Here is a 22818-nt window from a genome sequence, read left to right as displayed (position 1 = left end):
TGCCCTCAGGCCACGGCCGGCGGAGCCGGATCCGGCGGGCAGTCGCGGCAGCGGCCGGGAGCGGGGGCCCGGAAGGCCCGTTCGCAGCCGTCGCAGGTCTGGAGCGGATCGGGCCGCCGGGCGTGCGCGTCGGGGGCGGCCGGTGCGGGCATCCGCGGCGGGATCCCGGCCTTCAGGCGGTGCGCGATCAGGGCCGCAGGATGCCGGAGGTCGGCGGGCAGGCTCGCCGAGAGCACCTGCCGCACGGCCTCCGGATCGGCCCCCCGGTCGAGCCAGCCCGACACCCCGGGCGCGAGGCGGCGTACGTCGCGCTCGGCGAGCAGGAGGCGCGGGTCGTCGGCCCGCAGCCGGGCGAGCAGATCCACGGCCTCCGCCCGCACGGGCGCCACCCCACACTCCGCCTCCACCTCCGGCACCGGGGCGAGCACCGGCGGGGAAACCACGACCGGCACGGATACGGGTACCGGCTCAAGTACGGTCTCGGGTACGGGTGTCGCCGGCGGCGGCTGCGGGAGCGGGAGCGGCTGCGGCGGCTGCGGGAGCGGAGCGCCGCGCGGGCGGTTGTAGGACACCGTCCGGGTCAGCACCCGCCCCTCGGGGGTCCGTACGCGGCTGCGCTCCAGGTACCCGTGCGCCTCCAGTTCCCGCAGGGCGGCCGCGATCCGGACCTCCCCCTCGGGGAACCGGTCGGCGAGCGCCTTGATGCCGACCTTGGCACCGGCGGGCAGCGACTGGATGTGGAGCGCGAGGCCGATCGCCACGAGCGACAACGCCCGGTGCTGGGCCAGGTGGTTGCCGACCACGGTGTAGTGATCGGCGTGCCGCACATTGACGTGGACGACACCGGATCGGGGGGTTCCGGAGCGAGGCCGGGACGCGGAGCGCGCGTGCGCGCTAAGGTGCTGAAGAGCCATTGGGAAGGTGTGTTCCTAGTTGGTTAGGCCCTCGCCCGGGATGCCAGTCCCGGCGGGGGCCGTCTCATTTCTGCGGTGGCGGGGCGAGCATATGCCAGCCAACCACCAGGAAATCCAGTCAAGTTGGGACCGTTCACCCATGTGAGTTACCGGGGAGCCGGAGGGGTTCGGTGGGTTGGATTTACCTTCCGTACTTTTCATCAGGAGACATCGGGCGGAACCGGATCGCGGCCCCCCGCGTCCCGGTTCCCCCCGCCCTCCGGCCCGTTCCCGACGCCCCCACCGCGTCGCGGGAACCCGGGATCCGGTGGCACGCGCGCCGCAGCCCCCGCCCGGACGGGGGCGGGGGCTGCGGCGTGTACGGGTGCCTCGGGGCGTCAGGCGGCGACGGGGACCTTCGCCGGCTCCGCGGCGGCCGGCTCGGCGGCCGGTCCGTCGAGCGGGAAGGACGAGGCGGCGGCGTACGCCTCCTTGTCCAGGATCCCCTCGCGGGCGGCGACGATGACCGGGACGACGGCCTGGCCGGCCACGTTGGTGGCGGTGCGCATCATGTCCAGGATCGGGTCGATCGCCATCAGCAGGCCGACGCCGGCCAGCGGCAGGCCCAGCGTGGAGAGGGTCAGGGTCAGCATCACGGTCGCGCCGGTGAGGCCGGCCGTGGCGGCGGAGCCGACGACCGAGACGAACGCGATGAGCAGGTACTCCTTGATGCCCAGCTGCACGTCGAAGATGTTCGCGATGAAGATCGCGGCGAGCGCCGGGTAGATCGCGGCGCAGCCGTCCATCTTGGTGGTGGCGCCGAACGGGACGGCGAAGGAGGCGTACTCCTTCGGGACGCCGAGGCGCTCGGTGACCTTCTGGGTGACCGGCATGGTGCCGACCGAGGAGCGGGAGACGAAGGCCAGCTGGATGGCCGGCCAGGCGCCCTTGAAGAACTGGACCGGGTTGACCTTGGCGACCGTCGCGAGCAGCAGCGGGTACACGCCGAACATCACGAGCGCGCAGCCGATGTAGATGTCGGCGGTGAAGGTGGCGTACTTGCCGATCAGGTCCCAGCCGTAGCTGGCGATGGCGGTGCCGATGAGGCCGACGGTGCCGATCGGGGCGAGGCGGATGACCCACCACAGGGCCTTCTGGAGGAGTTCGAGGACCGACTCGGCGAGGTTCAGGACGGGCTGGGCCTTGCTGCCGAGCTGGAGGGCGGCGATGCCCGCGACGGCGGCGAGGAAGACGATCTGCAGCACGTTCAGCTCGGTGAACGGCGTGATGATGTCCTTCGGCACGATGCCGGTCAGGAAGTCGATCCAGGAGCCGTGCCGCTTGGGCTCCTTGCCGTCGGCCGGGGTGAGGCCGGTGCCGGCGCCCGGGTCGGTCAGCAGGCCGATGGCGAGGCCGATGGCCACCGCGATCAGCGAGGTGATCATGAACCAGAGCAGGGTGCGGGTCGCGAGCCGCGCGGCGTTGTTGACCTTGCGCAGGTTGGTGATGGACACCAGGATCGCGAAGAAGACGAGGGGCGCGACGGCCAGCTTCAGGAGCTGGATGAAGATGTCGCCGACCTGCTCCAGCGTGGTCTTGAGCCAGCTGACGTCCTGGCTGCGGGCGAGCCAGCCGAAGAGGACGCCGAGCGCGAGGCCGGCGACTATCTGGGCCCAGAACGGGAACTTGAACGAGGCCTTGGCGGGAGCCTGGGCCTGGGGGGACGCGGACACGGACACTCTCCGGGGGGACGCACGACGTACGGCGGAAGGTTTCTGCGAGGGATGCGGTGCGGCGGCAGCCGGAAAGGGGCCGGGCCGGCCGGGGACCGCTGCTGAAGCGGTTCAGCTCAACAGCAACAGGCCGCGGACACGCGGCGGCAGAGGTCGACGTGCAGGCGCGCCACGAGCGGGACGCTCGCGGTCATCGGGGGCACGGCTGGGGTCGACATGTTGAACACGCTAACACTTCTGCTTTGAGAATCTCAAAGGCGTTCTTTGGGTTGGGGCGCGGTTGGGGCGCGGTTGGGCGGCGTGGAGGACGCGCGGAAGCCCGGGAACGCCGAAGCCCCGGCGTGGCGGGTGGAGTTCCCGGCGCCGGGGCGGTGTGTCGTCGGTGATGCGGGGCGGGTGTGTGAGAAAGCCAACCGGAAGAAAGAGTTCCGGTCAGACTCCGACGGTCCGCGGCAGACCCGCGGGGCCTGCGGTCAGGTGGAGCGGTCAGCTCACGCGGGCGGCGTCGTCAGCCGCGTCCTCCTGGCTGCGGTTCTCGGCCAGCTTCTCCTTCGCGCCCGCGACGCGGCCGGAGATCTGCGCCGACATCTCGTCACGCTGCTTGCGCAGCAGGACGAAGGAGAGCGGGGCGGAGAGCACCAGGGCCAGCAGCACGATCCAGGCGGGGTTGGCGTCGCCCAGCGCGGAGGGCACGGCCCCCAGCTTGACCAGAACGGCCACCAGCACCAGGCATCCGACGAAGATGCCCAGGCGCATCGCGGTGTAGCGGATCGTCGCGCTCGGCTTGAGGGACACGGTGACCCCTTCTCTCTCGTCGTCTACGTCGGCACGTGCCCGTCCAGTGAAGCACGCCCGGCCCCCGCTCCGGGCCGCCGGGGTCAGTGCAGCGGCAGCAGCATCGTGATGTCGTCGCGGTCGTCGCCGGGGGCGACGCGGATGGCGTCGGGCACCCGGCCGACTTCCTTGTACCCGCACGCCGCGTAGAAGTGCTCCAGCCCGAGGCCGCCCCGGCAGGTCAGCCGGACGGCTTCGATGCCCTCCATCGAGCGCGCCGCGTCGGCGAGGGCGGCCATCAGCTCCCGGCCGGCGCCCCGGCCCTGGAGGGCGGGGGCGACCATGACGGTGTACGCCCACACCCAGTGCTTCTGGAGCCGGTGGGTGTTGAGGGTGAGGAAGGCGACGGCGGCGACCCGGCCGCGCCCGTCGTGGCCGACCAGCAGCCGGTTGCGCCCCTCGGCCAGGGCGGCCAGGTGCTTGACCAGCTCGGGCCGGATGTCGTCGCGGGTGACGGGCGGCACGAAGCCGACCGCGCCACCCGCGTTGGAGACCTCGGTCCACAGGTCCGCGATGCCGTCGCGCAGGGCGGGGCCGATCACCGGATCGAAGGTAAACGTAAGGGTCATTACGGCAGCTTATCTATTACAACTGGCCGATGACAACCGCCGGGCAACGAAAAACCCCGGTCCGCGAGGGACCGGGGTTCCGTCACGCCCGCCGCACGGGCCGGCGTCAGACGCGCATCGCCTGCGGCGACTCGCGCAGGCCCGCCTCGGGGCCGGGGTACTCGCGGATGATCTCGTAGCGCGTGTTCCGCTCGACCGGGCGGAAGCCCGCCTCGCGGATCAGCTCCAGCAGGTCGTCACGGCCCAGCTTGTTCGGCGTGCCGTAGTTGTCCGCGTCGTGCGTGATCTTGTACTCGACGACCGAGCCGTCCATGTCGTCCGCGCCATGCTGGAGCGCGAGCTGGGCGGTCTGCACGCCGTGCATCACCCAGAAGACCTTGACGTGCGGGACGTTGTCGAAGAGCAGGCGCGAGACCGCGAAGGTCTTCAGGGCCTCCGCGCCGGTCGCCATCGTCGTGCGCGCCTGGAGCTTGTTGCGGACCTTGCCGTCCTGCATGTCCACGAAGTCGTGCTGGTAGCGCAGCGGGATGAAGACCTGGAAGCCGCCGGTCTCGTCCTGGAGCTCGCGCAGCCGCAGGACGTGGTCCACGCGGTGGCGCGGCTCCTCGATGTGCCCGTAGAGCATCGTCGAGGGGGTCTTGAGGCCCTTCTCGTGCGCCAGGCGGTGGATGCGCGACCAGTCCTCCCAGTGCGTGCGGTGGTCCACGATGTGCTGGCGGACCTCCCAGTCGAAGATCTCCGCGCCGCCGCCGGTGAGGGACTCCAGGCCGGCGTCGATCAGCTCGTCGAGGATCTCGGAGGCCGAGAGGCCGGAGATCGTCTCGAAGTGGTGGATCTCGGTGGCCGTGAACGCCTTCAGCGAGACGTTCGGCAGCGCCTCCTTGAGGGCGGACAGGGAGCGCGGGTAGTACCGCCACGGCAGGGTGGGGTGCAGGCCGTTGACGATGTGCAGCTCGGTGAGGTTCTCGTTCTCCATGGCCTTGGCCAGGCGGACGGCTTCCTCGATGCGCATCGTGTACGCGTCCTTCTCGCCCGGCTTGCGCTGGAACGAGCAGTACGCACAGGAGGCGGTGCACACGTTCGTCATGTTGAGGTGGCGGTTGACGTTGAAGTGGACGACGTCGCCGTTCTTGCGCGTGCGCACCTCGTGGGCGAGTCCGCCCAGCCAGGCCAGGTCGTCCGACTCGTAGAGGGCGATGCCGTCCTCACGCGTCAGCCGCTCGCCGGAGCGGACCTTCTCCTCCAGCTCGCGCTTGAGCCCAGCGTCCATGCCGGTGTCTCCTCTATGTGTCCCGTCCTGCGTGCAACCGCCACCCACCGTACTCTCAGCCCTCCTCGGGCAGCTCCCCGACCCGGTTCTCCCACTTCGTGGAGAGCACGATCGTGGTGCGGGTGCGCGAGACGCCCTTGGTGCCGGACAGCCTGCGGATGATCTTCTCCAGGCCGTCGACGTCGCTGGCGCGGACCTTCAGCATGAAGGAGTCGTCACCGGCGATGAACCAGCAGTCCTCGATCTCGGCCAGGTCGCGCAGCCGGCGCGCCACGTCCTCGTGGTCCGCGGCGTCGGAGAGGGAGATGCCGATCAGCGCGGTGACGCCGAGGCCGAGCGAGGCCGAGTCCACGGTCGCGCGGTAGCCGGTGATCACGCCCGCCGTCTCCAGGCGGTTGATCCGGTCGGTGACGCTGGGGCCGGAGAGGCCCACGAGACGGCCCAGCTCCGCGTACGAGGCACGACCGTTCTCGCGAAGTGCCTGGATGAGCTGCCTGTCCACCGTGTCCATTACGTGGAGCCTTCCATTATTCGGCGATCCTGCAAGTCTAGGTATAGAATCTAAGGCACACAGGGTCAACACCCTGTGAATCTTTCAACAGATCAATGACGATCTTCAGGAGTGGTTCACCGTGTACACGATCGAGATGGCCTACGCGCACATGCGACAGCTCCAGGAGCTGGCCAACCGATCCCGCACCGACCAGCCGTCCGCCGCGCACCGGGTCGACAAGACCCGCAAGCCGAGCGGCGCCAAGAAGCGCTAGTCACCGGACTGGCCACGGGGGCGGGCGCTGCCAAGCTCCCCCTCCCACCGGCGGTACAGCCGATGCGGCACCCCTGCCGCGTCGAGCACCCGCCCCGCGACGAAATCAACCAGGTCCTGGATGTGCGTCGCACCCGCGTAGAACGCCGGGGAGGCGGGCAGCACGATCGCGCCCGCCTCGTCCAGCGCCACCAGATGCCTGAGCGTCTGCCCGTTCAGCGGGGTCTCCCGCACCGCGACCACCAGCCGGCGCCGCTCCTTGAGCGTCACGCTCGCGACGCGCTGGAGCAGGTCCTTCGACAGCCCCAGCGCCACGCCGGCCACGCACGCCGTCGAAGCCGGGACGATCAGCATCCCCTTCACGGGGTACGAGCCCGAGCTCGGACCGGCCGCCAGGTCCCCCGCTCCCCAGTACCGGACGTCGTCCAGAACCGGTGCCCCGAAGGTGCCCGGCTTCCCGTCGGCCCCCCGGCCCAGCCACTCGGCGAGGTCCTCCCGCCAGTGCGCGTCCCGGAAGGCGATCCCCGTCTCGTCCAGCAGGGTCAGCCGCGAGGCGCGGCTGACCACCAGGTCCACGTCCTCGCCCGCCGCCAGCAGCCCGCGGATCACCGCCGCCGCGTACGGCGTCCCGGAGGCCCCGGAAACCCCGACCACCCACGGGGTGCGCTTGCGCTCAGTCATACCTCCGAGACTATCCGGCCACACAGCGTCGGCACTCGGTTAGGTGACCGCCCGTCCCAGGGGGTGGGACGGAGCGGTGTCAGCCCCTGAGGCCCCGCGTCACCAGGTCCGCCAGCGCGCACACGAACAGCGCGATGCCGATGAAGCCGTTCACCGTGAAGAAGGCCCGGTTCAGCCGGGACAGGTCGTGCGGCTTGACGATGGTGTGCTCGTAGAGGAACGCCCCCACGACGACCAGCAGTCCGCACCAGAACAGCGGACCCGCGTCCGTGGCGACGGCGTACCAGGCCAGGAGCGCGGTGGTCACCACGTGCGCCCCGCGCGCGCCCCACAGGGCGGCCGGGATCCCGAAGCGCGCGGGGACCGAGCGCACGCCCTCCGCGCGGTCCGCCGCCACGTCCTGGCAGCCGAAGATCAGGTCGAAGCCGCCGATCCACACGCCGACGGCCAGGCCCAGGATGACCGCGTCCCAGGACCACTCACCGGTGACGGCCAGCCAGGCGCCGATCGGGCCCATCGCCTGGGCCAGGCCCAGGATGGCGTGCGGGAAGTCCGTGAACCGCTTGCCGTACGGGTACACGACCATCGGCACGACGGCGATCGGCGCCAGCATCAGGCAGAGCGGGTTCAGCAGCGCCGCCGAGCCGAGGAACACCACGAGCGCGACCCCGGCCCCCGTCCACGCCGTCCGCACGGACACCGCGCCGGTGACCAGTTCGCGCCCGGCGGTGCGGGGGTTGCGGGAGTCGATCTCCCGGTCGATGATCCGGTTCGCGGCCATGGCGAAGGTCCGCAGGCCCACCATGCACACCGTGACGAGCAGCAGCGTGCCCCAGTGGACCGTCCCGTCCAGCCGGAACATGGCGGTGAGCGCAGCGATGTAGGCGAAGGGCAGCGCGAAGACCGAGTGCTCGATCATCACGAGCCGCAGGAACGCCTTCACCTTGCCGCCGGCCTGCGGGGCCGGTCCGGATCCGAGGACTCCCTCGGCGGCCGACGTCATCCGAGGGACCTCCGGAACTGTTCGAGTTCGGCGCGCAGGTCGGCGACGGACTGCGGGCCGATCTCCACCTCCAGCGGGGGCGTTCCCTCGGAGGGCGGCGGGACGACGCCGGCCAGGAAGGCGAAGCCCTCGCCGGCCGGGCGGCCGTCCAGCCGCAGCACGTCGTGCGCGGCCACGGTCAGCACGAGGGAGAACTCGGCCTCCGGGTCGGCGATCGCGGCGAGCATCCGGTCGGCGAAATCGGCGGCGTCGGCGGTGGAGAGGTCGTTCAGGGCGATCTCGCGGCCCTCTCCGTCGGTGCGGTCGGCGATCAGCTGCCACAGGTCCGACGGTCCGGCGAACTCCTCGGGGGTGACTCCGGCGCGCTCGGCTGCCTCGCGGACCGCCGGCTGGGCCGGGTCGATCTCGGGGCGCACCAGCGCGACGCACGGGGTGTCGCTGCCGATGAAGAGGGCGGGACCGCCCACGGCGATGGGGCTCACAGGCCGTACTCCTTCCAGCGGCGGTCCACGAGGGCCGCCGTCGCGGGATCGGACTCCACCATGTCGGGCCAGCCGCCGTCGCGCGTGTAACCCTCCTCCGGCAGTTTCTTCGTGGCGTCGATGCCCGCCTTGCCGCCCCAGAACTGCTGGTACGAGGCGTGGTCGAGGTGGTCCACCGGCCCCTCGACGACCGTCAGGTCGCGGGAGTAGTCGGTGTTGCCCAGGGCCCGCCAGGACACCTCGTGCAGGTCGTGGACGTCGCAGTCCTTGTCCACCACGATGATCAGCTTGGTCAGCGACATCATGTGGGCGCCCCAGATGGCGTGCATGACCTTCTGCGCGTGCTTGGGGTACTTCTTGTCGATCGAGACGATCGCGCAGTTGTGGAAGCCGCCCGACTCGGGCAGGTGGTAGTCCACGATGTCCGGCACGATGATCTTGAGCAGGGGCAGGAAGAAGCGTTCCGTCGCGCGGCCCAGCGGCCCGTCCTCGGTCGGCGGACGGCCGACGACGATGGACTGGAGCAGCGGGCGCTTGCGCATCGTCACGCAGTCGATCTTCAGCGCGGGGAAGGGTTCCTGCGGGGTGTAGAAGCCGGTGTGGTCGCCGAAGGGTCCCTCGGGGAGCATCTCGCCGGGCTCCAGCCAGCCCTCGATGACGACCTCGGCGTTGGCCGGCACCTGGAGCGGGACCGTCTTGCAGTCGACCATCTCGATGCGCTTGCCCGCGACGAACCCGGCGAAGAGGTACTCGTCGATGTCGCCCGGCAGCGGCGCCGTGGAGGCGTAGGTCACGGCGGGCGGGCAGCCGAAGGCGATCGCGACCGGCAGCCGCTCGCCGCGCGCGGCGGCGACGGCGTAGTGGTTGCGGCTGTCCTTGTGGATCTGCCAGTGCATGCCGATGGTGCGCTTGTCGTGGCGCTGGAGGCGGTAGAGGCCGAGGTTGCGCACGCCCGTCTCGGGGTGCTTGGTGTGCGTGAGGCCCAGGTTGAAGAAGTCGCCGCCGTCCTTGGGCCAGGTGAAGAGGGCCGGCAGCTGGTCCAGGTCCACGTCGTCGCCGGTGAGGACGACCTCCTGGACGGGCGCGGACTCGCCCTTCACCTTCTTCGGCGGTACGTGCACCATCGAGCCGAGCTTGCCGAAGGCCTCGCGGACGCCGATGAAGCCCTGGGGCAGCTCCGGCTTCAGCAGGCCGCCGATCTTCTCGCTGATCTCGGCGTAGGACTTCAGGCCGAGGGCCTTCAGGAGGCGGCGGTCGGTCCCGAAGACGTTCATGGCCAGCGGCATCGCCGCGCCCCTGACGTTCTCGAAGAGCAGGGCCGGACCGCCGGCCTTGTTCACTCTGTCGACGATCTCCCCGATCTCCAGGTACGGGTCGACTTCGGCCTTGATGCGCTTGAGGTCGCCCTCCCGCTCCAGAGCCCGGAGCAGCGAGCGGAGATCGTCGTAAGCCATGGGGCCCAGTATCCGTCACCAACTACCCTGGGGACGTCACCGGGGCCCCGCGCGGGCCCGCCGCCACTGCCTGGGAGTCGGTCCCACACCGTGCTGCGCTATCTGCCGTTCCTGCTGATCCTCGCGCTGACCATCTACACCTTCATCGACTGTCTGAACACCCCCGAGGAGGAGGTCAAGCACCTCCCGAAGGTGGTGTGGGTGATCATCATCCTGCTGTTCTCGATCGTCGGGCCGGTGGTGTGGCTGTTCGCGGGCAAGAAGCGCACCGGCGTGGGCGGCGGTCGCGCCGGGCGCACCCAGTGGGTGGCCCCGGACGACAACCCGGAGTTCTTGAACTCGCTGCGCGAGGAGCGCGAGAGGAACGACGAGAAGAAGGGCGAGAAGAAGGACGAGAGGGACAAGGACAAGGACTGAGGGCGCCGCGCCCGCGGCGCGGCAAAATGTGACGCAAAAGCTGATTGAACGCGTTCAAGTCGGCTGCCAGAATGAGCCCATGCGACTGTCACGGGCACCGTCACGGACCCCCGCGCGGAGCGGGCCGCGGATCGTCGACACGATCCTGCGCAACCTCCTCGCCTACGGAGTGCTCGCCTGCGCCCTGCTCGCCATGACCGGGGGCAGCCCGCGGCACTACGCCGCTCCCCCCGTGCCCGCCGTCTACGACGCCGACCTCAACGAGATCGTCGGCACCTGGCACTGCGTCGACGGCACCGCGATCGTCTTCCGCGCCGACGGCAGCGCCTCCGTCACCCTCCTCGACGGCCAGGAGGGCGACTACGCCGCCGGCTGGCGGCTCAGCGGCCCCGCCCGCTGGCGGCTGACCGACGCCCGCGACGCGGGCCGCAACTTCGGCCAGCACCTGCGCCTGGTCCTGCCCGCCGCGACCGGCACCGCCACCCGCGCCGGGACCGTCACCAAGGCGCCCGGCCGCTACTCCTGGACCTTCGAACTGCGCCGCGACGCCCGCAAGTCGCTGGAGCTGTACTTCTTCCTCGACAACGGGACCGGCCCCGGCCGGCGCGCCGCCTACGTCCTGGAGAAGGACGCGTAGGCCGCGCGCCGGCCGGGGCCGGTCCGGGGTCGTCCGCCGCTCGGGCCGGTCCCCCGCCGGGGCCGGTCCGCCGCCGGGACTAGACGCCCGCGTACGAGTGCTTGCCGCTGAGCAGGATGTTCACGCCGTAGTAGTTCCAGATCCAGCAGGCGAACGCGAACAGCGCCAGGTACGCCGCCTTGCGCCCCTTCCAGCCCGCCGTGGCCCGTGCGTGCAGGTAGCAGGCGTACGCCACCCACGTCACGAACGACCAGACCTCCTTGGGGTCCCAGCCCCAGTAGCGGCCCCAGGCGTCGCCCGCCCAGATCGCGCCCGCGACGATGGTGAACGTCCACAGCGGGAACACCGCCGCGTTGATGCGGTACGAGAACTTGTCGAGCGAGGCCGCCGAGGGCAGCCGCTCCATCACCGAGGAACGGAAGCGGCCCACGGTGCGGCCGGCCTCCAGGTGGCTCTCGTAGCTGTCGCGGAAGAGGTAGAGCACCGCGCCCGCCGCGCCGATGTAGAAGACCGCGCCACAGAAGATGGCGGTCGAGACGTGGATCCACAGCCAGTACGAGTGCAGGGCCGGGACCAGCTGGTCACTGGCGGTGTAGAGCCAGGTCGTGGCGATGCCGAGGTCCAGCAGGACCGTCGTGATCAGGATCAGGCCGAGCCAGCGGACGTTCTTCTTCAGCGCCAGCAGGGCCAGGTACGCGCCGACGGCCACCGTGGAGAAGGTCACCGAGAACTCGTACATGTTGCCCCAGGGGGCCCGCTGCACCGACATGGCGCGGGAGACCACGCCCGCCGCCTCGATGAGGAAGCCGAGCACCGTCAGCGAGACCGCGATGCGCCCGTACAGGTCGCCCTTCTCGGTGCCGCCCGCGGCCCCCGGACCGTCCGGGACGTCCCGGGTGCCCGCGGCGGAGCGGGTGACGACCTGCGGCTTGTCCAGGACGGCCGTGCCGCCGCCCTTGGTCCGCACCTGCACGGCGGGCGCCGCGCCGGCCCGGCCGGCCGTCAGCGCGGCGGCCGTACGGCCCACCTTGCTGCGGCTGCCGAAGACCCATTCGGTGATGTGGGCGAAGAAGGCGAGCGTGTAGACCGCCATCGACGCGTACACCAGCTTGTTGCTGAGATCAGCCAGGCTCTCGTTGGTCGCGGCCGCGAGCAGCGTCATGCGCGCTCTCCTTCGTGGGCTTCATCTTCGGATTCGGGTACGGCGGCGGGCGCGGAGGGCGCCCGCTCGAACAGGGCGGCCGAAAGCGCCGACAGCTCCTCCGGCAGCTTCGCGGACTCGCTGCGGCCCAGGCCCGCCATCTCGACGACGGTCACGCCGTCCGCGCCGCGCACCGCGCGGACCCAGACCCGGCGGCGCTGGATGAACAGGGACGCGGCCAGACCGCCGATGGCGGCCACCGCTCCCGCCAGGGCCAGCCCGCTGGCGGGCTGCCGGGTGACCGAGAAGGTCGCCCAGCGCTCGATGCCCTCGAACTTGACGGTCCCCTCGCCGCCGGGCAGCTCCATGGCCTCACCGGGCAGCAGCCGCTTCTTGAACAGCTTCCCGTCGGCGTCCTTGAACTCCTGGAGCTTGCTGGTGTTCAGCTGGTACACGTTCTGCGGCAGGCCCGAGTCCACGCCCAGACTGCCGTGGTAGGCGCTCAGCGCGAGGACGGGGAAGTCCAGCGCCGGGAACTGCGAGAGCATCGTGCCCTTGCCCTCGCCCGCGAAGGTCGGCACGAACATGGCGTTGAAGCCGAGCTGTTCCTTGTCGCCGTTCTTGTTGCGGTAGCCGTCCGGGACCTTGACCGCGCCGGAGGAGCTGAGGTTCGCGTCGAAGGGCAGCATCGGCACGGCGTCCTTGAAGATCACCTTGCCGGCCGGGTCGGTCACCGAGATGACCGGCGCGTAGCCGTGGCCGAGCAGGAAGATCTTCGAGCCGTCGATCTCCAGCGGCTTGTTGACCTCGATCTCCGACTTCCGCGGCGCGCCGTGGGCGCCCTCGCTGTAGGTCACGTACGCCTTGAAGTCGCGCGCGGTGCCCTTCTGCGGGCCGTTCTTCTCGTACGTCGCGTCGAACTTGTCCAGCGTGAACGAGAACGGCGGCAGATCGTCCGGGGAGAAGAGGCTGCCGTACTTGAAGTCGTCGTACTGGGTGAGCGTGTTGGAGAAGCCCTTGCCGCGCAGGACGAGCTTGCCGCCCTCGGACTTGAAGAGCTGCCCGGCCGCGAAGGCCACCAGCATCACGATCAGGGCGATGTGGAAGGCCAGGTTCCCGGCCTCGCGCAGGTAGCCCTTCTCGGCCGCCACCGCGTTCCCGGACGCCTCCGTACGGAAGCGGCGCCCGCGCAGCAGCGTCCTCGCCGAGGCGAGCACCGCGTCGGGGTCCTCCCCCGTACGCCACGTCGCGTACGCCGGCAGCCGGTCCAGGCGCCGGGGCGCACCCGGCGGGCGGCCGGTGAGCTGGCCGACGAACTGCCAGGTGCGCGGGACGATGCAGCCGATCAGCGACACGAAGAGCAGGATGTAGATCGCGGAGAACCACACCGAGCTGTAGACGTCGAAGAGCTGGAGCTTCTCGGCGGCGGGGACCCAGAACTCGTGGGTCTTCTTCCACTCCGCGACCTTCATCGCGTCGACCTGGGTCTGCGGGATGAGGGAGCCGGGGATGGAGCCCAGGGAGAGCAGGAAGAGGAGGATCAGCGCCACCCGCATGGAGGTGAGCTGCCGCCAGAACCAGCGCGCCCAGCCGAGCACGCCGATGCCGACGGGGGCGGTGGGCGAGTCCTCCAGGGGGGCCGTGGACAGCTGCGCGCCGGCCGCGGCGTCGGCCGCGTCGGCGGGATCGGGCTCGTGCGGCGCCTCGGTGGACGCCTTGTCGGTCGTACTCATGTGCCTGTAGTCCCTCAGATCCCCACCGTGAAGCCGTCGGTCCAGCTCTGCATGCCGGTGACGATGCTGGCCCACATTCCTGTGACGAGCAGCAGGCCGGTCACGATCAGCATGCCGCCGCCGATGCGCATCACCCACGCATAGTGCTTCTTCACCCAGCCGAAAGCGCCGAGCGCCTTGCGGAACGCGATCGCGGCGAGGATGAACGGTACGCCGAGACCGAGGCAGTAGACGACGGTCAGCAGCGCGCCCCGGCCGGCGCTGGCCTGGTTGATGGACAGCGTCTGGACGGCGGCCAGCGTCGGACCCATGCAGGGCGTCCAGCCGACGCCGAACAGCGCGCCGAGCAGGGGCGCGCCGACCAGGCCCGCCGCGGGCTTCCGGTGGAAGCGCAGCTCGCGCATCGTCAGGCCCGGGATCAGTCCCATGAAGAAGAAGCCCATGACGATCACGAGGCCGCCGAGGACGCGGGAGATGATCTCCCTGTTGTCCTGGAGCGAGGAGCCGAAGTAGCCGAACAGCGCGCCGGTGGAGACGAAGACGGCGGTGAAGCCGAGGATGAACAGGCCCGCGCCCGCCACCATCCGGCCGCGCCGGGCCTCGGCGAGGTCGGCCCCGCCGACTCCGGTCACGTAGGACAGGTAGCCGGGGACCAGCGGGAGCACACAGGGCGAGAAGAACGAGACCAGACCGGCGAGCAGGGCGATCGGCATGGCCAGCAGGAGTCCGCCGCTCAGGACGGTGCTGTTGACGCCGGTCACTTCGGCGGCCAGGAGGTACGGGGCGACCACGAGGTCACTTCTCCGCGAGGAGCGGGTCGATCATCGAGCGCAGCTGCTCCTCGTTGACCGCGACGAGGGTGCGGGCGGCGATCTTGCCCTCCTTGTCGAGGACGATCGTGGAGGGGATGGACTGCGGGTTGAGCGTGCCCTTGGGGAAGCGGAGCATCAGCTTCCCGTCCGGGTCGAAGAGGCTCGGGTAGGTGATCCCGAAGTTCTCCTCGAAGCCGGCGGCGTTCTGCTTGCTGGTGTCGCGGGTGTTGAGACCGACGAAGGCGACGTCCTTGCCGCCGTCGGCCAGCTCCTTGGAGACCTTCGCGAAGTACGGCGCCTCGGCCCGGCAGGGCGGGCACCAGGAGCCCCACACGTTGAGGACGACGACCTTGCCCTTGAGGGTGGTGGTGTCGAGGGTCTTGCCGTCGACGGTCTCGCCGTCCAGCTTGGGGGCGTCCGTGCGGTCGCCCTTGGCCACGGTGGAGATGCCGTTGGGGCCGGTCACGTAGCCGCCGGCGGACCCGGAGGCTTTGCTGCCGCTGTCCCCGTCGCCGCACGCCGAGAGGGTCAGGGCGCTCGCGAGGGTCGCCGCGGTCAGCAGGATGGCGCGGCCGCTGGTCGAGCGGCGGCGTCGGGGGGCGCGGCTAAGGCTCATGTGAAAAGTTTCGCATGAGCGATTTGCGGATCTTCCGCACCCCCCGGAGGGGTGTTAAGGCGCTGGTCAGTACCGGTCGGCTCGGCTCAGACGGCCGAGAGGTACGCGGCCCAGCCGCCGGCCGGGGCCTGACCGGGGGCCAGGGACCGCAGCCTGGCCAGCAGTTTCTGGTCCTGGACGTCCAGCCAGTCGGTGAACTGCCGGAACGATACGAGACGTACATCCTTTTTGTCCGCCATGCCCTTGAGGGCCTCCTCGACGGCGTCCATGTAGATGCCGCCGTTCCATTCCTCGAAGTGGTTGCCGATGAACAGGGGCGCCCGGTTGGTCTCGTAGGCCCGGCGGAAGCCGCCGAGGTAGGTGGCCGTGGCCTGCGAGCGCCAGGACGGGTAGTTGGCGGGCACGCCCCGGGTGGTGTTCTGCGACTGGTTGGCGAGGATGTTGTAGTCCATGCTCAGCACCTCGAACGCGTGCCCCGGGAACGGCAGCGACTGGAGCGGCAGGTCCCAGACGCCCTCCTTCTTCACCGGCCACTGCTGCAGGCCGCCGGGCGAGCTGGAGTCGTAGCGCCAGCCGAGGCGGGCGGCGGTCGGCAGCAGGTTCTCCTGGCCGAGCAGACAGGGGGTGCGGGCGCCGGTCAGTTCCTTGCGGTAGTCGAAGGGGAGCGGTTCGAGGTCGGTGAAGCCGGTGTTGGTGCGCCACTCGGTGACGAAGGACACGGCCTGGTCGATCTCGGACTGCCAGTCGGCCGCGCTCCAGTGGGCGACGGAACCGGAGCCGCCGCAGAAGTGGCCGTTGAAGTGGGTGCCCACCTCGTGGCCGTCGAGCCAGGCCTGACGGACGAAGTGGAGCGTGTTGCGGACGTTCTCGTCCTTCAGGTACCCGATGTCGGAGGCGCCGACGGGATTGTTGGGCGGGTGGTAGAGGTCCCGCTTCGACTCCGGGAGGAGGTACAGCCCGGAGAGGAAGAAGGTCATCGCCGCGCCGTGGTCCTTGGCGAGCTTGAGGAAGCGGGGGAAGAGGCCGTTGCCGATCTCCCCGGCGCCGTCCCAGCTGAAGACGACGAACTGCGGCGGGGTCTGCCCGGGCTCCAGGGGCACGGGCCGGGGCGGCTGGTGCGGCTGGGGTCCGGTGTCGGAGGTGGAGCCGTCACCGATCACCCGGGCGGGGGACGGCGCGGCGGTGCCGGTGGTCATCGGGCCGTGCTTGCCCGGCCCGGAATCGCCTCCACCGGTACCGCAGCCCGCGATCCCCATCGCGGCGGCGGCACCGAGGGCGAGCACTCCCCTTCGGCTGAAGTCGCGCACATCGCTCATGAAGCGTCATATAAACGGACAATCAGGTGGGATTGAACCGTCGACACGGCTTGCAGCGCACAACTTGTATGAAAAAAAGCCAATCCATGACCGGCCTTTGCCCCGCGGGCCCGGCCCCCGGCGGGGGTCGGGCCCCGGCGGGGGTAGGGCCCGTGCACTCCCGGCGGGGGCCGCCGGGCCCTACGCCCCGAAGGCCTTCGACTTGCCCTTCACCGGCTTGGCCCCGGCCAGCAGGTGCGCCGGGACCAGGTCCCGGGCCGGCTCGCTGTAGCCCACCGACACCAGCTTGTCGCCCTGGTACGTGAACGACGTCAGCGAGGCCAGCGTGCACTGCCGGCGCCGCGGGTCGTGCCACAGCCGGCGCTTCTCCGCGAAGCTCCGCACGATCCAGATCGGCAGCTGGTGGCTGACCGCCACCGCCTCGTGCCCGCGCGCCGCGTCCCGCGCCGTCTCGATCGCGCTCATCATCCGTACGACCTGCTCGACGTACGGCTCGCCCCACGACGGCTTGAACGGGTTCGTCAGGTGCTTCCAGTTCGCGGGCTTGCGCAGGGCGCCGTCGCCGACGCCGAAGGTCTTGCCCTCGAAGACGTTGCCCGCCTCGATCAGCCGGCCGTCCGTCGCCAGCTCCAGGCCGTGCACCTTCGCGATCGGCGCGGCCGTCTCCTGCGCCCGCTCCAGCGGGGAGGCCACCACGTGCGTGACGTCGCGGTCCTGGAGGTGCTCGGCGACCCGGTCGGCCATCTGCCGGCCCAGCTCCGAGAGGTGGTACCCGGCCCGGCGCCCGTAGAGCACCCCGTCCGGGTTGTGCACCTCTCCGTGGCGCATCAGGTGGACGACGGTGATGTCGCTCATGCGGTCGCCTCCGCGGCGGCTCGGGCGGCGGCGGGCAGCGCGGCCGCGACGCGCTCGACGGCGCGCTCGTCGTGGGCGGTGGACACGAACCAGGACTCGAACGCCGACGGCGGCAGGTAGACGCCCTGCGCCAGCATCGAGTGGAAGAAGCCGTTGAAGCGGAATGCTTCCTGCTTCTTCGCGTCGTCGTAATCGCGGACCTCGTCCTCGGTGAAGAACACCGAGAACATGTTGGAGGCCGTCTGCAGCCGGTGCGCCACGCCCTCCTTGCTCAGCGCCGCCGTCACCAGGCCCTGGATCTCCCGCGAGACCGCGTCGACCTTCTCGTACGCCGCGTCGTCCAGCAGCCGCAGCTGCGCGAGACCGGCCGCGGTGGCGATCGGGTTTCCGGAGAGCGTGCCCGCCTGGTAGACCGGGCCGGCCGGGGCCAGGTGGCCCATGACGTCAGCGCGGCCGCCGAACGCCGCCGCCGGGAAGCCGCCGCCCATGACCTTGCCGAAGGTCATCAGGTCGGGCCTGACCCCGTCCACGCCGTACCAGCCCGCGCGGGAGGTACGGAATCCGGTCATCACCTCGTCGGAGATGTAGAGCGCGCCGTTCTCCCGGCACAGGTCGGCCAGCCCCTGGTTGAAGCCCTCGCCCGGGGTGACCACGCCCATGTTGCCGGGGGCCGCCTCGGTGATGACGCAGGCGATCTCGCCGGGGTGCGCGGCGAACGCCGCCCGCACCGCGCCGAGGTCGTTGTAGGGGAGCACGATGGTGTCGCCGGCCTGCGCGCCGGTCACCCCGGGAGTGTCCGGCAGGGCGAAGGTCGCCAGGCCGGAACCGGCGGCGGCCAGCAGCGCGTCGACGTGACCGTGGTAGCAGCCGGCGAACTTGACGATCTTGGCGCGGCCGGTGAAGCCACGGGCCAGCCGGATCGCCGACATGGTCGCCTCGGTGCCCGAGGACACCAGACGCACCTGCTCGACCGGCGCGACGCGGGCCACGATCTCCTCGGCGAGCGCGACCTCGCCCTCGCCGGGCGTGCCGAAGGAGGTGCCGCGGGCGACCGCGGCCTGGACGGCCTCGATCACCTCGGGGTGGGAGTGGCCGAGAATCATCGGCCCCCACGAGCAGACGAGGTCGACGTACTCGCGCCCGTCGGCATCGGTCAGATAGGGACCGGTACCGGACACCATGAACCGGGGCGTACCGCCCACGGCACGGAAGGCGCGCACGGGAGAGTTCACGCCGCCGGGGGTCACGAGGGACGCGCGCTCGAAGAGCGTCTGCGAAACTGGGGCTTCATACGGGTACGGGTAGCTCACACCAGCCATGGTCTCAGAGGCCGCGACAGACTTGCGGACGGGCGTTTCACCGCGCCGCCGCGGGGGAGGTCACTGCCATGATGATCAGGCTGCGTGGCGGGGGCCGCGGGGCCGGGGCAGGCAATACCAGTCGGGTGGAGATATGCAACGCGGTGGTGGACCGGGCGAGGGCACGGACGGCCTGGACCCGCAGCGCGCCCGTGACGCCCGAGCCCGCCGCGGCAAGCACCGCCGCCGCGGAGCCGAGGCCGCCGATCCCGTACCGGCCCCCACCCGGGCGCCCGACGGCAAGGACGGTGAGGACGGCCTCCCCAAGGGCCGCGGCATGGGAGTGACGTACAAGTACTTCGGCGCCCCCGACGGCGCCACGGCCGCCCGGGTACCGCAGACCATGCGGCCGGAGGAGCTGGGCGGCGACGAGCTCGGCATGGGCGGCATGTTCACCAAGATCAAGCCGGAGACGGTCGCCGCGATGGTGCTGACCGGCATCGAGGGCATACCCCTGCACAAGGTGCCCCCGCTGGAACTGGTCGTCCTGCATCCCGACTACGCGGTGGTCAAGCTGCCGATGACGGTGGTCGACCCGCTGCGCGGCGTCGGCGAGGAGTCCGTCGGCGCGGCCGCGTTCATCTGGTCGACGGTCCCCGACCGCGGCGGTCCCCGCGACGCCTTCAACGTCTACCAGCTCCTGCACGAATGGCAGGACTTCTCCCATCGCCTCCACGAGGCCGGCCACCAGCCGTACTGCCTGGTCTGGCCGTGACCGGCGTACGCCTGGAACCCTGGTCCGCGGACGATTTCCCGCTGCTGCGGCGGTGCAACGCGCCGGAGATGACCACGCACCTCGGCGGCCCGGAGTCCGAGGAGAAGCTCACCGACCGGCAGCGGCGGTACGAGGCCCTGAGCGCGCGGGAGCCCGCCGCCGGCCGGATGTTCCGGGTCGACCTGGGCCCGGAGACGGTCGGGTCGATCGGGTTCTGGGAACGGGAGTGGCGCGGCGAGCCGGTGTACGAGGCTGGCTGGGCGGTGCTCCCGGAGTTCCAGGGCCGGGGCCTGGCGGTGGCCGCGCTGGCGGAACTCGTCGGCCATGTCCGCGCCCACGGATCCCGCCGGTCCCTGCACGCCTTCCCCGGCACCGGCCACCCGGCCTCCAACGCCGTCTGCCGCCGGGCCGGCTTCACCTGCCTGGGCCCGGTCGACTTCGAATACCCCCCGGGCACCCCCCACCCCAGCAACGACTGGCACCTCCCCCTGACGCCCTGACCGGCCTCGGCAGCCTCCTCTCCCCCGTGCAGCACGCCTACGGCCGGCCCACCGCCCCGACCGTCTTATTCAGCCGCGCCACCCGCCCCCGCGATGGCATGCTGGGGCCGTGAACGGTCCCGGCATTCAGCTCACCCTCGCCCCCGAACTGCGCCTCTTCGCCCCGCCCAGCCGGCGCGCGGACCGCGTACCGACCGCCACCGACGGCGCGTCCAGCATCGGCCACGTCGTCGAAGCGGCCGGCGTCCCGCTCACCGAGGTCGGGCGCCTCCTCGTCGACGGCCACGAGGTGCCCGTCTCCTACGTGCCCCGGGCCGGCCAGTCCGTCGAGGTGTTCGGCGTGGACCGCCCCCAGCGCGTCCCCGAAGCGCCGCTGCGCTTCCTCCTCGACGTCCACCTCGGCACCCTCGCCCGCCGCCTGCGCCTCCTCGGCGTCGACGCCGCCTACGAGAACGAGGACATCGGCGACCCCGCCCTCGCCACCCGCTCCGCCGCCGAACGCCGCGTCCTGCTCTCCCGCGACCGCGGCCTGCTGCGGCGCCGCGAGCTCTTCGCCGGCGCGTACGTCTACAGCGACAACCCCGACGAGCAACTCCGCGACATCCTGAGCCGGTTCGCCCCCGCCCTCGCACCCTGGACCCGCTGCACCGCCTGCAACGGCTCCCTGCGCGCCGCCGACAAGGACAGCGTCGGCGACCGCCTCCAGCACGGCACGCAGCGCGCCTACGACGTCTTCGCCCAGTGCGCCGACTGCGAGCGCGTCTACTGGCGGGGCGCCCACCACGCCCGCCTGGAGCGGATCGTGAACGAGGCCGTGGCCGAATTCGGTGGCGGCGCAGCCGCGTAACCCGCCCCCGGCGGGCCCCGGCTGGCAGACTCTGCCGACATGACCGCCGCCGACGACGACACCAGGCCCGCACCCACGGCAGCAACGGCAGCAAGGGCGACCACGGCAGACCGGGACGGCCGCGGCCGCCAGGACATCGTCGACGTCGCGGTCGTCGGCGCGGGACCCACCGGGCTCCTGCTCGCCGGCGACCTCGCCGCCGCCGGACTCTCCGTCACCCTCATCGAACGACGCCCGCGGACGGCCGCCAACCTCACCCGCGCCTTCGCCGTACACGCCCGCACCCTCGAACTGCTCGACGCGCGCGGCCTCGCCGACGAACTCGTCACCACCGGCCGCCGACTCGACCGCCTACGCCCCTTCGGTTCCACTGCCCTCACCCTCCAACGCCTGCGCTCGCGCTATCCGTTCGTGCTCATCACCCCCCAATATGAGACAGAGAAACTCCTGGAGCGCCGCGCGCTGTCCACAGGGGTGCACATCCAGTACGACTGTCAGGTAACCGGCCTGCTCCAGGACCAGGACACCGTCACCCTCGACGTCCACCCCGCCACGCCGGACGCCACCGAAGCCACCCGCCCCACCCGCCGCATCCACGCCCGCCACGTCGTCGGCGCCGACGGCGTCCGCTCCACCGTCCGCCAGACCCTCGGCCTGCCCTTTCCCGGCCAGGCCGTCGTCCGCTCCATGGTCCTCGCCGACGTCCGCCTCACCGACCCGCCCGAAGACCTCCTCGCCGTCAACGGCAGCGCCGACGCCTTCGGCTTCCTCGTCCCCTTCGGCGACGGCTGGTACCGCGCCATCGGCTGGCGCCGCGACGGCCGCGCCGCCGACACCGACCCCGTCGCCCTCGACGAGCTGCGCGCCATCCTCCGCGACGCCCTCGGCACCGACCACGGCATGCACGACGCCCGCTGGATGTCCCGCTTCCACAGCGACGAGCGCCAGGTCCCCCACTACCGCGCGGGCCGCGTCTTCCTCGCGGGCGACGCCGCGCACGTCCACTCCCCCGCCGGCGGCCTCGGCATGAACACCGGCATCCAGGACGCCGCCAACCTCTCCTGGAAGCTCGCCGCCGTCCTGCACGGCCGCACCCCCGACCCCGAGGCCCTCCTCGACAGCTACCACCGCGAACGCCACCCCGTCGGCCGCACCGTCCTGCGCGTCAGCGGCGCCCTCGTCCGCGCCGTCATGGCCGACGGCCCCGCCCGCCGCGCCGCCCGCGGACTCGGCGCGAGCCTGCTGGCCCGCGTCGGCCCCGCTCAGGACCGCGCCCTCGGCATCGTCTCCGGCATCGGCATCGCCTACCCGCCGCCGCCCGGCACCCACCGCCCGAGCCCCGCGGGCCGCCGCGCCCCCGACCTCGCCCTCGCCGGCGGGGAGCGGCTCTACGAGGCCCTGCGCACCGGCGGCTTCGTCCTCGTCACCCCGCCCGGCGCGGCCGCCCCGCCCGGAGCCCCCCTCGCCCACCGCCACTGGGCCACGGACACCCGTACCGCCTGTATCCTCGTACGCCCCGACGGCCACATCGCCTGGAGCGCCCCGCGGGCCACCGACTCCGAACTCGCCTCGGCCGTCTACGGCTGGCTGCTGCCCGCACCCGCCCGCGTCCCGGGGGCGCCACCTCAGAAGGCGTAACCGTCACCCGTGTCCAGGGCCAGCACCACGTGCTCGTTGTTGCCGCGGTCGCGGTCGGTCGCGCCGCCGTTCCACCACGTGTCGATGCGCACCACCACCTCGGCCGGCCGCTCCCGCAGCGCCAGCGCCAGCCCGATGTGCCGGCCCCTGCCGTGCTCCGGCAGCGGGCCCGTCTCGCACACCACCTCGCGCTGCCCCGCCCGCGCGCAGCCCGCCGGCAGCTCCTGACGGTCCGCGAGGTCCACCGACAGGCGCACCCGCACCGTCGCGTTCGCCAGCGCGGACGGGCCCTCGTTCTCCGGCACCATCCACACCCTCAGCTGCCCGTACCCCAAGGACACCCGCCCGTGGTAGGCGACGTCCGCCTCCGGACCGGCCCACGCCCCCGCCGGCCCGGCCCCGGCCCCGGCCAGCACCAACAAGCCCGCCACCACCACACTGCGTACGGCACCACGGCGCACCGCCACCACCTCCTCGCGCGGACGCTAGGCCCCCCTCCCACCCCCCGGTCGGACCATCACACGAAAGAGGGCGAGCCCGCCTCCATT

Annotated in this window: 25 protein-coding genes; 7 read left to right on the top strand and 18 right to left on the bottom strand. The window is 71.6% G+C overall.

The genetic code is table 11. The annotated features are described in order from the left end of the window. Positions 1–5 precede the first annotated feature (5 nt). From ACFYYT_RS19935 to ACFYYT_RS19910, 6 genes are all read right to left on the bottom strand, one after another. Positions 6–914: a helix-turn-helix domain-containing protein gene (locus tag ACFYYT_RS19935; protein WP_388608679.1), complete on the bottom strand. Its 909-nt coding sequence runs from the start codon at positions 912–914 to the stop codon at positions 6–8. 377 nt (positions 915–1291) lie between these two features. Continuing rightward, a complete protein-coding gene (locus ACFYYT_RS19930; RefSeq protein ID WP_351818004.1) occupies positions 1292–2632 on the bottom strand; it encodes a dicarboxylate/amino acid:cation symporter in 1341 nt (446 codons plus the stop codon). A gap of 480 nt (positions 2633–3112) precedes the next feature. Next, positions 3113–3382, bottom strand: coding sequence for a DUF4229 domain-containing protein (locus ACFYYT_RS19925; RefSeq protein ID WP_385315231.1), 270 nt, complete (start codon positions 3380–3382; stop codon positions 3113–3115). A 122-nt stretch (positions 3383–3504) separates the two neighbouring features. Beyond that, positions 3505–4029, bottom strand: coding sequence for a GNAT family N-acetyltransferase (locus tag ACFYYT_RS19920; RefSeq protein WP_351818010.1), 525 nt, complete (start codon positions 4027–4029; stop codon positions 3505–3507). Between the two features lie 106 nt (positions 4030–4135). After that, positions 4136–5299 carry an aminofutalosine synthase MqnE gene (gene mqnE, locus ACFYYT_RS19915; protein WP_351818013.1) on the bottom strand — a complete coding sequence of 388 codons (1164 nt, stop codon included), beginning with the start codon at positions 5297–5299 and terminating at the stop codon, positions 4136–4138. 55 nt (positions 5300–5354) lie between these two features. Further along, positions 5355–5810, bottom strand: a complete 456-nt coding sequence (locus tag ACFYYT_RS19910; RefSeq protein ID WP_351818016.1) for an Lrp/AsnC family transcriptional regulator — start codon at positions 5808–5810, stop codon at positions 5355–5357. A gap of 121 nt (positions 5811–5931) precedes the next feature. Between ACFYYT_RS19910 and ACFYYT_RS19905 the strand changes: the two genes are divergently transcribed. After that, on the top strand, positions 5932–6066 hold the full coding sequence (locus tag ACFYYT_RS19905; protein ID WP_351818019.1) for a hypothetical protein: 135 nt from the start codon (positions 5932–5934) through the stop codon (positions 6064–6066). Here ACFYYT_RS19905 and ACFYYT_RS19900 read toward each other — a convergent pair. From ACFYYT_RS19900 to ACFYYT_RS19885, 4 genes are all read right to left on the bottom strand, one after another. Continuing rightward, the gene (locus ACFYYT_RS19900) at positions 6063–6746 is read right to left on the bottom strand and encodes a UbiX family flavin prenyltransferase (protein WP_351818022.1); all 684 of its coding nucleotides are present in this window, start codon (positions 6744–6746) and stop codon (positions 6063–6065) included. The genes ACFYYT_RS19905 and ACFYYT_RS19900 overlap by 4 nt on opposite strands. A gap of 79 nt (positions 6747–6825) precedes the next feature. Beyond that, entirely contained in the window at positions 6826–7749 is a 924-nt protein-coding gene (mqnP, locus tag ACFYYT_RS19895) for a menaquinone biosynthesis prenyltransferase MqnP (RefSeq protein ID WP_351818025.1), read from the bottom strand. Further along, positions 7746–8231 carry a hypothetical protein gene (locus tag ACFYYT_RS19890; protein ID WP_351818028.1) on the bottom strand — a complete coding sequence of 162 codons (486 nt, stop codon included), beginning with the start codon at positions 8229–8231 and terminating at the stop codon, positions 7746–7748. The genes mqnP and ACFYYT_RS19890 overlap by 4 nt, the downstream gene beginning before the upstream one ends. Then, a complete protein-coding gene (locus tag ACFYYT_RS19885) occupies positions 8228–9685 on the bottom strand; it encodes a menaquinone biosynthesis decarboxylase (protein ID WP_351818031.1) in 1458 nt (485 codons plus the stop codon). Before ACFYYT_RS19885 ends, ACFYYT_RS19890 begins: the two co-directional genes overlap by 4 nt. A 90-nt stretch (positions 9686–9775) precedes the next feature. Between ACFYYT_RS19885 and ACFYYT_RS19880 the strand changes: the two genes are divergently transcribed. Both ACFYYT_RS19880 and ACFYYT_RS19875 read left to right on the top strand, forming a co-directional pair. Then, entirely contained in the window at positions 9776–10102 is a 327-nt protein-coding gene (locus ACFYYT_RS19880; protein WP_351818034.1) for a PLD nuclease N-terminal domain-containing protein, read from the top strand. Between the two features lie 79 nt (positions 10103–10181). Beyond that, entirely contained in the window at positions 10182–10739 is a 558-nt protein-coding gene (locus ACFYYT_RS19875) for a hypothetical protein (protein WP_351818037.1), read from the top strand. Positions 10740–10818: 79 nt separating this feature from the next. On the opposite strand, the gene ccsB is transcribed toward ACFYYT_RS19875, so the two are convergent. The 7 genes from ccsB to hemL all read right to left on the bottom strand — a co-directional run bounded on the left by ccsB (position 10819) and on the right by hemL (position 18531). Continuing rightward, entirely contained in the window at positions 10819–11901 is a 1083-nt protein-coding gene (gene ccsB, locus ACFYYT_RS19870; RefSeq protein WP_351818040.1) for a c-type cytochrome biogenesis protein CcsB, read from the bottom strand. Next, positions 11898–13613: a cytochrome c biogenesis protein ResB gene (locus tag ACFYYT_RS19865; protein ID WP_351818043.1), complete on the bottom strand. Its 1716-nt coding sequence runs from the start codon at positions 13611–13613 to the stop codon at positions 11898–11900. Before ACFYYT_RS19865 ends, ccsB begins: the two co-directional genes overlap by 4 nt. Before the next feature lie 14 nt (positions 13614–13627). After that, on the bottom strand, positions 13628–14326 hold the full coding sequence (locus tag ACFYYT_RS19860; RefSeq protein ID WP_351818175.1) for a cytochrome c biogenesis protein CcdA: 699 nt from the start codon (positions 14324–14326) through the stop codon (positions 13628–13630). An 82-nt stretch (positions 14327–14408) separates the two neighbouring features. After that, complete coding sequence (locus tag ACFYYT_RS19855; protein ID WP_351818046.1) at positions 14409–15041, bottom strand: TlpA disulfide reductase family protein; 633 nt, start codon at positions 15039–15041, stop codon at positions 14409–14411. A gap of 86 nt (positions 15042–15127) precedes the next feature. Beyond that, positions 15128–16348: a hypothetical protein gene (locus ACFYYT_RS19850; RefSeq protein WP_351818178.1), complete on the bottom strand. Its 1221-nt coding sequence runs from the start codon at positions 16346–16348 to the stop codon at positions 15128–15130. A gap of 189 nt (positions 16349–16537) precedes the next feature. Then, complete coding sequence (locus ACFYYT_RS19845) at positions 16538–17212, bottom strand: histidine phosphatase family protein (RefSeq protein WP_351818049.1); 675 nt, start codon at positions 17210–17212, stop codon at positions 16538–16540. Further along, the gene (gene hemL / locus ACFYYT_RS19840; RefSeq protein ID WP_351818052.1) at positions 17209–18531 is read right to left on the bottom strand and encodes a glutamate-1-semialdehyde 2,1-aminomutase; all 1323 of its coding nucleotides are present in this window, start codon (positions 18529–18531) and stop codon (positions 17209–17211) included. Before hemL ends, ACFYYT_RS19845 begins: the two co-directional genes overlap by 4 nt. A gap of 316 nt (positions 18532–18847) precedes the next feature. Here hemL and ACFYYT_RS19835 point away from each other — a divergent pair, with 316 nt between their 5' ends. The 4 genes from ACFYYT_RS19835 (at position 18848) to ACFYYT_RS19820 (ending at position 22270) form a co-directional block, all read left to right on the top strand. Then, a complete protein-coding gene (locus tag ACFYYT_RS19835; RefSeq protein WP_030232110.1) occupies positions 18848–19285 on the top strand; it encodes a hypothetical protein in 438 nt (145 codons plus the stop codon). After that, a complete protein-coding gene (locus tag ACFYYT_RS19830) occupies positions 19282–19785 on the top strand; it encodes a GNAT family N-acetyltransferase (RefSeq protein ID WP_351818058.1) in 504 nt (167 codons plus the stop codon). The genes ACFYYT_RS19835 and ACFYYT_RS19830 overlap by 4 nt, the downstream gene beginning before the upstream one ends. A gap of 109 nt (positions 19786–19894) precedes the next feature. Continuing rightward, positions 19895–20632 carry a Mut7-C RNAse domain-containing protein gene (locus ACFYYT_RS19825; protein WP_351818061.1) on the top strand — a complete coding sequence of 246 codons (738 nt, stop codon included), beginning with the start codon at positions 19895–19897 and terminating at the stop codon, positions 20630–20632. A 39-nt stretch (positions 20633–20671) separates the two neighbouring features. Then, positions 20672–22270 carry an FAD-dependent monooxygenase gene (locus ACFYYT_RS19820; protein ID WP_351818064.1) on the top strand — a complete coding sequence of 533 codons (1599 nt, stop codon included), beginning with the start codon at positions 20672–20674 and terminating at the stop codon, positions 22268–22270. Here ACFYYT_RS19820 and ACFYYT_RS19815 read toward each other — a convergent pair. After that, positions 22258–22731, bottom strand: a complete 474-nt coding sequence (locus tag ACFYYT_RS19815; protein ID WP_351818067.1) for a hypothetical protein — start codon at positions 22729–22731, stop codon at positions 22258–22260. The two genes, ACFYYT_RS19820 and ACFYYT_RS19815, sit on opposite strands and share 13 nt — an antisense overlap. Positions 22732–22818 lie beyond the last annotated feature (87 nt).

Origin of the sequence: Streptomyces sp. NPDC002032 (assembly GCF_042890765.1) — a bacterium.
Classification (GTDB): Bacteria; Actinomycetota; Actinomycetes; order Streptomycetales; family Streptomycetaceae; genus Streptomyces.
This window is presented reverse-complemented; position numbering and strand designations above follow the sequence as displayed.